Below are 12,500 nucleotides of genomic sequence, written 5' to 3'. Positions count from 1 at the left end.
ACGGGTCGATCGTACGGTCCGGGTTCAGACGAGCTGGACGGCCCGCATCGCCTCGGCGGTGACCTCGGTCATCCGGTCGGCGGGCAGCTCGGCGATCTCCTGCGGCCCGAACCAGCGCGCCTCGCAGGTCGAGCCGCCGACGTCGCCGACGGTCGGCGGGGCCGGGGTGTCGACGGCCACCCGGTAGAAGGCCCGCACCCCGTGCCAGTCGATCGGATAGCCCTCCGGGCCGAGCGACGCCGCGTCGCGGTGGCTCGCCACCCCGAGCAGTTCGACCAGCCGACCGCGCTGGCCGGTCTCCTCGACCAGTTCGCGGATGAGCGCGGCGCCGGGCTGCTCGCCGTAGTCGGTGCCGCCGCCGGGCAGGTGCCAGCGGCCGGCTCCGGGATAGCCGTCGGAGACCCGGGTGAGCAGCACCTGGCCGGCGGGGTCGGTGGCGACCGCGTACGCGGCGAAGCGCTGCGCGCGGTGCAGCCCGTCCGGGCCGGGTACGGCGTAGAACGACGGGAAGTCGGGCGCCTCGTCGGGGCGCAGGTCGATCGGCTCGGCGGGCAGCCCGAGGGCGGTGGCCGTGAAGGGGCGCAGCGGCATCCCCTTCGCCTCGTCGAGGGTGACCCAGCGGGCCAGGTCGGTGGGCTGGCCGATCCGGTCGTAGAGGTTTCCGCCCCGCACCGATCCCTGGTAGATCAGCCGGTCGGTGTGGATGGTGACGCCCCGGTGCGGCAGCGAGCGCATGTCGGCGAGCACGTCGCTCAGGCCGGTGACGGCGATGGAGAGTCCGGTCTCGGCGGCCGTCTCGCGCACGACCGTGTGGTTGGGGTCCTCACCGTGGTCGACCGCACCGCCGGGCAGCGACCACACACCGGGTGTGCCCGAGCGGGGAGAGGCCCGGACCAGCAACACACGGTCATCGGAATCGACACAGAGGGCATACGCCGCGATCCTGCGAAGCGGCTCCAGCGCGGGGGTCACAGCGGTCGATTCTTCCCGAATCATGTGACACGTCTATGACGCGAGTCAGATTCCTGACAGGCTATCGCCCATCCGGGGACAGTCAGGGTAGGGCTCAGGAGAGTCACCGAGGGCGGCGGGCCCGTCGGCGCGGGAGTGTGGAGGCATGACTCAATCACCTCCCCAACAGCCGACCGCCCACCCGCCCTACAAGCAGCTGCGCCGGCCGACCACCGACCGGATGGTCGCCGGGGTGGCCTCCGGCATCGGCCGATACTTCAACGTCGACCCGACACTCGTCCGGGTGCTCTTCGCCGTGGCCGTCCTGGCGACCGGCGGGCTTCTGCTGCTGACGTACCCGGTCGTATGGTTCCTGATGCCCGAGGAGCCGGCGAACGCCCCGGCCTGGCCGCACCCGGCGGCCGGCCCGTACCCGGGTGGGCCGGACCCGACGCCGGGCAGCTACCCGCCCGCCGGGCCCACCCCGCCGAACTGGTCGAAGGTGGCCGACCCGCCGCCAGCGGCGTGACCGGTCACTCCCACTCGATGGTGCCCGGCGGCTTGCTCGTCACGTCGAGCACCACCCGGTTGACCTCGGGCACCTCGTTGGTGATGCGGGTGGAGATCCGGGCGACGACGTCGTACGGCAGACGCGACCAGTCGGCCGTCATCGCGTCCTCGCTGGAGACCGGTCGCAGCACCACGGGGTGCCCGTAGGTGCGGCCGTCGCCCTGCACACCCACGCTGCGTACGTCGGCGAGCAGCACCACCGGGAACTGCCAGACGCCGCGCTCCAGACCGGCGGCGGCGAGTTCCTCGCGGGCGATCAGGTCGGCGACGCGGAGCACCTCCAGCCGGTCGCGGGAGACCGCGCCGATGATCCGGATGGCCAGTCCGGGGCCCGGGAACGGGTGCCGCCAGACCATGACCTCGGGCAGGCCCAGTTGCAGGCCGAGCGTGCGTACCTCGTCCTTGAAGAGGGTGCGCAACGGCTCGACCAGCGAGAACTGGAGGTCGTCGGGAAGGCCGCCCACGTTGTGGTGCGACTTGATGTTGGCGGTGCCGGTGCCGCCGCCGGACTCGACCACGTCGGGGTAGAGCGTGCCCTGGACCAGGAACTCGACGTCCCCGGCGGCGGCGACCTCGCGGGCGGCGGCCTCGAAGACCCGGATGAACTCCCGCCCGATGATCTTGCGCTTGTCTTCCGGGTCGGTGACCCCGTCGAGCGCGCCGAGGAACCGGTCGGCCGCGTCGACGACCTTCAGCTTGATGCCGGTCGCCGCGACGTAGTCCTTCTCCACCTGCTCGGCCTCGCCGGCCCGCAGCAGACCGTGGTCGACGAAGACGCAGGTGAGCTGGTCACCGACGGCCTTGTGCACCAGCGCCGCCGCCACCGCGGAGTCGACACCGCCGGACAGCGCGCAGATGATCTCCTTGTCACCGACCTGGGCCCGGATCCGGGCCACCTGCTCGTCGATGATGTTCTCCGGCGTCCAGGTCGGCTCGATGCCCGCCACGTCGTAGAGGAAGCGGGACAGCACCGTCTGCCCGTGCTCGGTGTGCAGCACCTCGGGGTGGAACTGCACGCCGGCCCGGCGGCCCACGACGTCCTCGAACGCGGCCACCGGCGCCCCGGCCGACTCGGCCGTCACGGTGAACCCGGTCGGCGCCTCGGTCACGCAGTCGCCGTGGCTCATCCACACCGGCAGCTCGGCCGGCAGCTCACGCAGCAGCACGCCGGCCTGCGGCCGTACGGTCAGCGGGGTGCCGCCGTACTCGCTGCGACCGGTGCGGGCGACGGTGCCGCCGAGCACCTGGGCCATCGCCTGGAACCCGTAGCAGATGCCGAACACCGGTACGCCGGCATCGAAGAGGGCGCCGTCGACCTGCGGCGCACCCGGCGCGTAGACGCTGGACGGGCCGCCGGAGAGGATGATCGCGGCGGGATCCTTCGCCAGCATCTCGGCCACCGGCATCGAGTGCGGGACGATCTCCGAATAGACCCGCGCCTCACGGACGCGGCGGGCGATCAACTGGGCGTACTGGGCGCCGAAGTCGACGACGAGGACCGGGCGGGGCGTGCTCATGTGCTCAGAGCCTACCCACTGTCACCGGCACCGCCGCGACAGGCCGCCCGGTCCCGCCCGGCCGGCCGGAGCCGGGCCGGGCGAACCCCCGCCCGGGGGCGTCGTCGCAGCTCAACGACTGATCGGCGGCGGTCGCTTCAGCGACGCAGGGCCGCCGGGGCGTCGGCGGGCACGGCTGGCCGCCGGGGCGGCACCGGCCCGATCCGGTCGTACGGCGCGCCCTGCGGCGGGCGGGGGTCCGGATCGCCGCGGTTGGGCCAGAACGACAGCGCCCGCTCCGCCTGCGCGGTGATCGTCAGGGCCGGGTTGACGCCGAGGTTCGCCGACACCGCCGCCCCGTCGACCACGTGCAGGCCGGGGTGGCCGTACACCCGGTGGTAGGGGTCGACCACGCCGTCGGCGGCGCTGCCGCCGATCACCGCACCGCCGAGGATGTGCGCGGTCATCGGGATGTCGACCGCCTCGGTGACCGCGCCGCCGGGGTGACCGCCGATCTCCTCGGCCAGCAGCCGCGCCGCCGTGTTGCCGGCCGGGATCCAGGTCGGGCTGGGTGGGCCGTGGCCCGGCCCGGTCGCCAGCCGCCGGCCACCGGTCCAGGTCCGCCGCAGCCGGGTGGTCAGCGAGTTGTCCGCCGACTGCATCACCAGCGCGATGACCGTACGACGGGACCAGTCCCGCACCGACAGCTGCCGCAGCGACGTGAGCGGGCGGCGGGCCAGCGTGCCGAGCCAGCGGCGGAACCGTCGGGGGCCGCCGTCGACCAGGGCCGACTGGAGCAGCCCCAACAGGTTGGAGCCGGGCCCGTAGCGGACCGGTTCGACGTGGGTCTGCCGGTCGGGATGGAACGAACTGGTGATCGCCACCCCGTGGCTGAAGTCGAGGTTCCGCCGCCGGGCCGCCGGCCGGGGCACCGAGGCGCCGAGGATCGCCTCGGAGTTGGTCCGGGTCAGCGCGCCGATCCGGGCGGACAGGTCGGGCAGCGCACCGCTGTCCCGCATCGTGTGCAGCAGCCGCTGGGTGCCCAGCGCCCCGGCGGCGAAGACGACCTGGTCCGCCTCGACGGTCCGGCGCCGGCCGGTCCAGCTTCCGGTGCGTACGGTCGTCACGAGGTAGCCGCCGGCCGGCGCGGGACGTACGGCGGTGACCGTGGTGCGCGGGTGGATCCGCGCCCCGAGCCGCTCGGCCAGCCACAGGTAGTTCTTCACCAGGGTGTTCTTGGCGCCGTGCCGGCAGCCGGTCATGCAGGCGCCGCAGTGCAGGCAGCCGGTCCGGTCCGGACCGGCGCCGCCGAAGTACGGATCGCGGCGCACCTCGCCGGGCCGGCCGAGATGGACCCCGACCGGCGTCGGCCGGTGCGTGTGCCCGACCCCCATCCGCTCCGCCACCGCCCGCATCGCCTCGTCGGCGGCCGTCCGGACCGGGTACGTCGTCCCGCCCAGCATCCGTCGCGCCTGGTCGTAGTGCGGGGCGAGTTCGGTACGCCAGTCGGCGAGGTGGCGCCACTGTGGATCGTCGTAGAAGTCGGGCAGCGGCTCGTAGAGGGTGTTGGCGTAGACCAGGGAGCCGCCGCCGACCCCGGCGCCGGAGAGCACCAGCACCCCGGCGCCCCGGCCGCGGCGGGCCGGGCGGAGCAGGCTGATCCGCTGGATGCCGTACCAGCCGAGGCGTGGCGCCCAGAGAAAGCGGTGCAGCCGCCACGACGTACGGGGCAGTTCGTGGTCGGCGAACCGCCGACCGGCTTCCAGAACAGCGACCGAATAGCCCTTCTCCACCAGCCGTAGTGCGGCTACGCTGCCGCCGAACCCGGAACCGATGACGACCACGTCGTACCGCATGCGGGTCATTTTCTCGGCCGGGTACCTTTCACGCCACGGGTCGGCGCGGTCTGCGCAGGAGGAAAGTCGATGACTGGACAGGGCAGGCGCCGGCGCCTCGTCTTGTGGTGCGTGGCGATCGTCGCGGCGGTCGGGCTGCTCGGCGGCGCCGCGGTCGTCGTCGACGGGTATCTGGAACGGCGCTATCCGATCTCGACCGCCGACCTGTTCGGACCGTCGGGCCCGGCGAGCGCGGCCGGCGGCGGCACCCCGACCGCCAGCCCGACGCCGCGGCCCGGGGCCGAACTCAAGGGTCCGCTCGACATCCTGCTGGTCGGCATCGACACCCGCGAAAGCGTGCCGGACTGGCAGCCGAACGCCGACGCGATCATGATCCTGCGGGTGGACGCCGACCTGAAGAGCGGCCACCTGGTCGCCCTCCCCCGGGACCTGCTGGTGGACATTCCCGCCTTCCCGGCCTCCGGCTACCGGGGCGGCCGAAACAAGATCAATGCCGCGATGGTGTACGGCAGCCGGCAGCGTGACGGCGGCACGCCGGACGTCGCCCGCGGCTTCCAACTGCTGGCCCGTACGGTGAGCGACTACACCGGGATCGACGAGTTCGACGCGGGCGCGGTGCTGAACTTCCGGGGCTTCCGCAACCTCGTCGACGCGGTCGGCGGCGTCGACCTGCACATCGACCAGCGGGTCGCCTCGATCCACCTGCGGCCGGACGGCAAGCTGCGCACCGCGTCGAGGTCGGGCGGCTACACCGGGCCGCAGATGGTCTACGAGCCCGGCCTGCGCCACCTCAACGGCTGGCAGGCGCTCGACTACGCCCGGCAGCGGTACGACCTGCCGAACGGCGCGTACGACCGGCAGCGCCACCACCAGCAGTTGATCAAAGCGCTGCTGCGTGGGGTGCTGGCCAGCTCGATGGCCACCAATCCGCTGGCCGTCGGCCAGGTGCTGACCGCGATCGGTGACGCCCTGGTCTTCGACGGCCGCGGCCAGCGGCCGATCGACTTCGCGTTCGCGCTCAGCGACCTGCGGCCGGAGAACCTGACCCTGGTCGGCCTGCCCGGCTCCGGGATCGGCACCGGCTCGGGCTACCGCGGCGAGCAGCTCGACGAGATCGGCCGGCGCTACCTCGCCGAGCTACGGGCCGGCCGGGAGGACGAGTTCGTCGCCGCCAACCCGTCGCTGGTGCTGCAGGGCTGACCGGCCGGCGGCTCAGCTCGCGCGCGGTGCCGGCGGGCCGGCCAAGGTCACGGCAGCGGCGGTGCGGTGGTGCCGTAGAGCCAGTCGTCGAAGAACGGCCGCAGTGACTTGCCGGTGACCCGCTCGGCGACGGCGACGAACTCGGCGGTGGTGGCGTTGCCGTCCCGCTTCTCGGCGGTCCAGGTCTTCAACAGCCGGAAGAACGCGTCGTCGCCCACCGTACGGCGCAACGCGTGCACGGTCAGCGCCCCACGCTTGTAGACCGCCCGGCTGAAGATCCCGGACCGGCCGGGGTCGCCGGTCGGCTGGCTCCAGTCGGTCTGGGCGTACTCGTCTTCGAAGTTGGCCTGCGCGGAGCGGCCGCCGTCGTGTTCCTCCCACAGCCACTCGGCATAGCTGGCGAAGCCCTCGTTGAGCCAGATGTCACGCCAGTGGTGGATCGAGACGCTGTCGCCGAACCACTGGTGGGCCAGCTCGTGCGCGACCACCCACTCCCCGGTGTCGCGGCGGAAGAACGACGGCCCGTAGACCGGGCGGGACTGGGTCTCCAGGGCGTAGCCGATCCGGCTCTCGGCGACGACGATCCCGCCGTACGAGTCGAACGGGTAGGGGCCGAAGAGGGTGGCGAGATAGTCGGCGATCTCACCGGTACGCGCCATCGCCGCGTCCGCGTACGTCGTCGGCAGCTCCGCCGCGACCGCGGTGACGATCGGCTTGCCGGCGTGGGTGCCGCTGTTCACCCGGTAGTCGCCGATGACCAGGGTGGTCAGGTAGCTCGCCATCGGCGCGCGCTCCGCCCACTTCCAGGTGGTCCAGCCGTCTGCGGTCGACGTGCCGCCCGGCACTCCGTTGCTGAGGGCGCTCAGCCCCTCCGGGACCGTGATCTCGATGTCGTACGTCGCCTTGTCGAGCGGGTGGTCGTTGACCGGGAACCAGGTGCTGGCCGACTCGGGCTGACCGAGCGCGATCGCCCCGTCGTCGGTGTTGATGAAGCCGCCCTCGCCCAGGTCGGGGCTGCGCACCGTCACCGGGGTGCCGCTGTAGTCGACCTCGACCACGAACCGGGAGTCGCGGCGCAGGCCGGACTCCGGCGTGATCACCAGTTCGTCGCCCTCGCGGGCGTGCCGGGCCGTCGTCCCGTCGACAGTGACCTCGGAGACGGTGAGCCCGACCAGGTCGAGGTTGAACCGGGACAGGTTGGCCGTCGCGGTGGCGGTGATGGTGGCGGTGCCGCCGAGCTGGTCGCCGGCCGGGTCGTAGCGCAGCTTCAGGCCGTAGCTGAGCACGTCGTAGCCGCCGTTGCCGTACGTCGGGAAGTAGGGGTCGCCGATGCCGTCGGCGCCGGCCTCGAAGGTGACCGGTGTCTCGCCGGCGCCGGGCAGGCCCGTGCACCCGCTGGTGGCGAGCACCGCCACCAGCGCGGCGGCGCCCACCGCCCGAGCGGTTCTGACCTTCATCGATCGATGACCAGTCCGACCTTCTGGAACTCCTTCAGGTCGCGGTAGCCGCACTTGGCCATCGCGCGGCGCAGGCCGCCGAAGAGGTTGAGCTGGCCGTCCGGGTCGTCGGACGGGCCGTAGAGCAGCTTCTCCATCGACCCGAGCGACTCCCCGGCAACCCCGAACGCTCCACGTGGGAGCTGCGGGTGGCTCGCCGCCGAGTGCCACCAGGCGCCGGAGGCCGGCGCCTCGTCGCACATCGCCAGCGGCTCGCCGAGCATGACGGCGTCGGCGCCGCAGCCGAGCGCCTTCGCGATGTCGCCCGAGGTCTGGACGTCACCGTCGGCGATGAGGTGGACGTAGCGCCCGCCGGTCTCGTCCAGGTAGTCGCGCCGGGCGGCGGCCGCGTCGGCGATCGCGGTCGCCATCGGCACCCGGATGCCGAGCACGGTGTCGGTCGTCGACCACTCGTCGGCGCCGACACCGACGATCACGCCGGCCGCGCCGGTGCGCATCAGGTGCAGTGCCGTCTTGTAGTCGGTGCAGCCGCCGACCACGACCGGCAGGTCGAGGTCGGCGATGAACTCCTTGAGGTTGAGCGGCTCGTCGGTGGTCGAGACGTGCTCGGCGGAGACGATGGTGCCCTGGATGACGAGGATGTCGACGCCGGCGTCGAGGATGACCGGGGCGAGGGCGAGGGTGTGCTGCGGCGACACCCGTACGGCGACGGTGCTGCCGCCCTCGCGCATCTGCCGGACCCGCTCGGCGATGAGGTCGGGCCGGATCGGTTCGGCGTACGCCTCCTGCAACCGCTTGGTGGCCGGCGCGTCCTCGTCGAGGGTCGACAGCTCCTCGAGCACCTTCTCCGGGTCCTCGTAGCGGGTCCACAGCCCCTCGACGTTGAGCACGCCGAGGCCGCCGAGCTGGCCGAGCGCGACCGCCGAGGCGGGGCTCATGGTCGCGTCGGACGGGTGTGCCACGCACGGGATCCGGAACGGGTAGGCGTCGAGCTGCCAGGCGGTCGAGACGTCGTCGACGTCGCGGGTACGTCGGCTCGGCACGATCGCGATGTCGTCCAGGTGGTAGCCGCGCTGCGCGGTCTTACCCGACCCGATTTCGACCACGTCACGCACAGGAGGCTCCTATCGGGTGTGGTAATTGGGGGCTTCGACGGTCATCTGGATGTCGTGCGGGTGGCTCTCCTTGAGCCCGGCCGCGGTGATCCGGACGAGCTGGCCCCGCTCGTGCAGGTCGCGGATGCCCTCGGCGCCGACGTAGCCCATGGCCAGGCGCAGGCCGCCGACGAGTTGGTGGGCCACCGCGGCCAGCGGGCCGCGGTAGGGCACCCGCCCCTCGACGCCCTCGGGGACCAGCTTCTCGTCGCTGAGCACGTCGTGCTGGAAGTAGCGGTCCTTGGAGTAGGAGCGGGCCTGGCCGCGGGACTGCATCGCGCCGAGCGAGCCCATCCCCCGGTAGGACTTGAACTGCTTGCCGTTGATGAACAGCAGCTCGCCGGGGCTCTCCTCGCAGCCGGCGAGCAGGCTGCCGAGCATGACCGAGTCGGCACCGGCGACCAGCGCCTTGGCGATGTCGCCGGAGTACTGGATACCGCCGTCGCCGATGACCGGTACGCCGGCCGGCCGGCAGGCGCGGGCCGCCTCCATGATCGCGGTGATCTGGGGCACGCCGACCCCGGCCACGATCCGGGTGGTGCAGATGGCCCCGGGGCCGACGCCGACCTTGACGCCGTCGGCACCGGCGTCGACCAGTGCCTTCGCCCCGGCGTACGTGCCGACGTTGCCGCCGACCACGTCGACCGCGGTCTCCTTCTTCAGCAGCCGCACCATGTCGAGCACGGCGCGCTGGTGGCCGTGCGCGGTGTCGACGATCACCACGTCGACACCGGCGTCGATCAGGGCCCGGGCCCGCTTGTACGCGTCGTCGCCCACCCCGACGGCGGCGGCGACCCGCAGCCGGCCGGCGCTGTCCTTGGTCGCGTTGGGGAACTGCTCGCTCTTGGTGAAGTCCTTGACGGTGATCAGCCCACGCAGCCGCCCGGCCCGGTCGACCAGCGGAAGCTTCTCCACCTTGTGCTGGCGCAGCAGGGCCAGGGCCTGGTCCTTGGAGACCCCGACCTCGGCGGTGACCAGCGGCATCGGCGTCATCACCTGGCGGACCGGGATGCTGGTGTCGGTCTCGAAGCGCATGTCGCGGTTGGTGACGATGCCGACCAGGATGCCCTCGGCGTCGACCACCGGCACGCCGGAGATCCGGTAGCGCCCGCAGAGCGCGTCGACGTCACGCAGGGTGTCGTCGGGGCTGGCGGTCACCGGGTTGGTGATCATGCCGGCCTCGGACCGCTTGACGAGGTCAACCTGGAGCGCCTGGTCCTCCACCGAGAGGTTGCGGTGCAGGACCCCGATGCCGCCCTGCCGGGCCATGGCGATCGCCATCCGGGCCTCGGTCACGGTGTCCATCGCGCTGGACGCGAGTGGAATGGCGATCTCGACGTTGCGGGTCAGCCGGGTGATCGTGTTGACCCGGCTCGGCACGATGTCGGACTCGCCGGGTTGCAGAAGTACGTCGTCGAAAGTCAGCCCGAGCGGCACGATCCGCTCGGGTGCCGGACCCGTCGAGCTGGCGTCGACCCGGTCCGACGCATGATCGTTCACGGGCGAAATATCCACGATTTGTCCCCTCAGCGGCGCGTCGCTTCATCGTACCCATGTGCCGGTGGCAGGCCCGCGCCCGGCGACCCGGGGTGGTCGGACGCCCCGACCGTACGGCGGGGCGGGCGCGGCGGCCACGCCTACCACTACGGTGGAGGGGTGCACGACGAGCCGATCGACCCGTTCAACGGCGACCCCGCCGATCCGGCAGCGGGGCTCGACGATCCCGAGCAGGACAACCCGCACGACCCGCTGACCGAGGTCGAGCGGCAGGACGTGCTGGAGGACATCGCCGACCTGGAGATCTACCAGGCGTTGCTGAGCCCGATCGGGGTGCGCGGACTGGTCATCGAGTGCGAGGACTGCCGGGAGCCGCACTACTTCGACTGGGACCTGCTGCGCGGCAACCTGCGACACCTGCTCGACTCCGGGCGCACACGGGTGCACGAGCCGGCCTTCGACCCCGATCCCGACCACTACGTGACCTGGGACTACGCCCGTGGCTACGCCGACGGGGTGCACGACACCCTGACCGAGGGCACCGACGACGTCGAGGACGACGAGACCACCGGGGACTGACCGGCGCCCCGGTGCCGCCGGCCGGTGCCGGCCCCCGTGCGCCGGCACCGTACCGCCCCGTCGCCCGAGCCCGGGTCAGGCCACCAGGCCCGCCCGGAAGCCGGCCGCCACGGCGTGCGCCCGGTCCCGGGCGCCGAGCTTGCGGAAGAGTCGGCGGGCGTGGGTCTTGACGGTGTCCTCCGAGACGAAGAGTTCGCGTCCGATCTCCGCGTTGCTCTTGCCGTCGGACATCCCCCGCAGCACCTGCAGTTCGCGTTCGGTGAGCGTGATCCGCCGCCCGGGCGGGCCGGCCGGCGCGGCCATGGCCGGCGGGCCGGTGTCGCGCCGGGTCGGCGGGCCGGCATAGCGGCCGTCGGGGCTGTTTCCGGCCCGTGGGTCGGCCTGCGGCGGATAGAAACCGTCGTGTCCCTCGTCGCCGCGCTGGGCGGGCACCATCGTGGGCTGGCCGGGTAGCGGCGGCACCCCGGACCGGTCGGCGAGCCGCGCCGATCCACCCGTCCCGGGCACCCCGCTACCGGCCGTACCTCGCCCGGCGCCCAGTCCGACCCCGGCCCGGCCGGGCACACAGAGCAGCAGCAACGCCTTGGCGACCACGCTGACCAGGTCGTGGTCGCCGCCCTGGATCAGCCCGCGGGCACCGGCGGCGATCGCGGCGGCGGCGACCCGCGGGTCCTCCGGCCCGAAGAGCACCAGTACGGCGCCGGGTGCGCGGGCCAGCACCCGGCGGGTGAACCCGGCACTGTCCGGGCGGGTCAGCGCGGTGTCGGCGAGCACCACCTCCGCCGGGCCCTCGGCGAGCCGGAGCAGCACCTCGGGTTCGGAAACCGCGGTGCGGACGGCGGCGGACATCCCGAGCCGGGCGGCGGCGGACGCCACGTTGCGGGCGGCGATCGGCGTCCGGACGCACACGAGGACGGTACGCACAGTGATCCCCCTTTCCTCAAGGAGAAGACCACGGAAGCATGTGATCATTACGTGCTTTAACGGCTTAGGAAAGGGAAAGTTCCGGACACTTCACCGGCCCATCCACTTCCCTACCGACAACGAATCGACACGCCTCCGGCAACGAATCGATCAGGGACGTGTGAGGTTCGCGCAAGCGGGGTATCGCCATCGACAGGTCGGGATCCGGTGCGCCTGCGCGGCCCGTCGCCCGGACCGACCGCCAGACGTCGAGGTGAGCTGACCGCGGGGCCGCGCGGGAGGAGGGGTGCTGATGTCGAACGTGAACAGACTGCCCGGACCCATCGTCGACCTGTGGGAGTGGCAGCGGCTCGGTGCCTGCCGTGGGCGCGACAGCGCCCAGTTCTTCCACCCCGACGGCGAGCGGGGATCGTCACGCAACCGGCGCGAGGCCAAGGCCAAGTCCGTGTGCGGGAGCTGCCCGGTGCGGGCCGAGTGTGCCGCGCACGCGCTGGCCGTACGCGAGCCGTACGGCGTGTGGGGTGGCTTCAGCGAGGCTGAGCGGCTGCGGCTGCTCGCCGTCGGCTGGGAGGACGCCGCCGACCGCCGGCTGTCCCGGGTCGACATCGCCCGCCTGGAGGCCCGCCTGGGCCGCCCGCACCGGTCGACGGTGCCGGCCCAGCGCCCGGCGGCCGTACCCGCCGCCGCGCACTGACCGTCTGACGGAATCGGGGCGCCCACCGTACGGCGGCTGGTCGGCGTCGCCCCACGGCGGCGTCTCGTACACCCCGGACGCGACCAGCAGCACGTCGTCGAACGACGCCACCGCCGCCCGTA

11 protein-coding genes are annotated in these 12,500 nt (G+C 72.8%); 4 read left to right on the top strand and 7 right to left on the bottom strand.

Features of this window, described 5'->3' with window-relative positions:
• Positions 1–24: 24 nt before the first annotated feature.
• Complete coding sequence (locus AB0M79_RS20130; RefSeq protein ID WP_364215667.1) at positions 25–972, bottom strand: NUDIX domain-containing protein; 948 nt, start codon at positions 970–972, stop codon at positions 25–27.
• Between the two features lie 145 nt (positions 973–1,117).
• On the opposite strand from AB0M79_RS20130, the gene AB0M79_RS20125 reads away from it, so the two are divergent.
• Positions 1,118–1,480 (top strand): PspC domain-containing protein, encoded by a 363-nt coding sequence (locus tag AB0M79_RS20125; RefSeq protein ID WP_364215664.1) that lies wholly within the window; start codon positions 1,118–1,120, stop codon positions 1,478–1,480.
• A 4-nt stretch (positions 1,481–1,484) separates the two neighbouring features.
• Here the strand turns inward: AB0M79_RS20125 and guaA are convergent, their stop codons facing one another.
• Both guaA and AB0M79_RS20115 read right to left on the bottom strand, forming a co-directional pair.
• A complete protein-coding gene (guaA, locus tag AB0M79_RS20120) occupies positions 1,485–3,038 on the bottom strand; it encodes a glutamine-hydrolyzing GMP synthase (protein WP_364215661.1) in 1,554 nt (517 codons plus the stop codon).
• A gap of 137 nt (positions 3,039–3,175) precedes the next feature.
• Positions 3,176–4,873, bottom strand: coding sequence for a GMC family oxidoreductase (locus AB0M79_RS20115; protein WP_364215658.1), 1,698 nt, complete (start codon positions 4,871–4,873; stop codon positions 3,176–3,178).
• A gap of 69 nt (positions 4,874–4,942) precedes the next feature.
• Between AB0M79_RS20115 and AB0M79_RS20110 the strand changes: the two genes are divergently transcribed.
• Positions 4,943–6,073 (top strand): LCP family protein, encoded by a 1,131-nt coding sequence (locus AB0M79_RS20110; RefSeq protein ID WP_364215655.1) that lies wholly within the window; start codon positions 4,943–4,945, stop codon positions 6,071–6,073.
• 47 nt (positions 6,074–6,120) lie between these two features.
• On the opposite strand, the gene AB0M79_RS20105 is transcribed toward AB0M79_RS20110, so the two are convergent.
• From AB0M79_RS20105 to guaB, 3 genes are read right to left on the bottom strand one after another with little or no spacing between them, the layout of a single operon-like run.
• Positions 6,121–7,530, bottom strand: coding sequence for a M1 family metallopeptidase (locus tag AB0M79_RS20105; RefSeq protein ID WP_364215652.1), 1,410 nt, complete (start codon positions 7,528–7,530; stop codon positions 6,121–6,123).
• A complete protein-coding gene (locus tag AB0M79_RS20100; RefSeq protein WP_364215649.1) occupies positions 7,527–8,645 on the bottom strand; it encodes a GuaB3 family IMP dehydrogenase-related protein in 1,119 nt (372 codons plus the stop codon). The genes AB0M79_RS20105 and AB0M79_RS20100 overlap by 4 nt, the downstream gene beginning before the upstream one ends.
• A 9-nt stretch (positions 8,646–8,654) precedes the next feature.
• Complete coding sequence (gene guaB / locus AB0M79_RS20095; RefSeq protein WP_364216202.1) at positions 8,655–10,124, bottom strand: IMP dehydrogenase; 1,470 nt, start codon at positions 10,122–10,124, stop codon at positions 8,655–8,657.
• A gap of 216 nt (positions 10,125–10,340) precedes the next feature.
• Between guaB and AB0M79_RS20090 the strand changes: the two genes are divergently transcribed.
• A complete protein-coding gene (locus AB0M79_RS20090) occupies positions 10,341–10,760 on the top strand; it encodes a DUF5319 domain-containing protein (protein WP_364215646.1) in 420 nt (139 codons plus the stop codon).
• A gap of 75 nt (positions 10,761–10,835) precedes the next feature.
• Here the strand turns inward: AB0M79_RS20090 and AB0M79_RS20085 are convergent, their stop codons facing one another.
• Positions 10,836–11,684 (bottom strand): helix-turn-helix transcriptional regulator, encoded by an 849-nt coding sequence (locus AB0M79_RS20085; RefSeq protein WP_364215643.1) that lies wholly within the window; start codon positions 11,682–11,684, stop codon positions 10,836–10,838.
• 292 nt (positions 11,685–11,976) lie between these two features.
• On the opposite strand from AB0M79_RS20085, the gene AB0M79_RS20080 reads away from it, so the two are divergent.
• Complete coding sequence (locus tag AB0M79_RS20080) at positions 11,977–12,378, top strand: WhiB family transcriptional regulator (protein WP_357534005.1); 402 nt, start codon at positions 11,977–11,979, stop codon at positions 12,376–12,378.
• The last annotated feature ends 122 nt before the right edge of the window (positions 12,379–12,500 follow it).

The organism is Polymorphospora sp. NPDC051019, assembly GCF_040683055.1.
GTDB classification, from domain to species: domain Bacteria; phylum Actinomycetota; class Actinomycetes; order Mycobacteriales; family Micromonosporaceae; genus Polymorphospora; species Polymorphospora lycopeni.
This window is presented reverse-complemented; position numbering and strand designations above follow the sequence as displayed.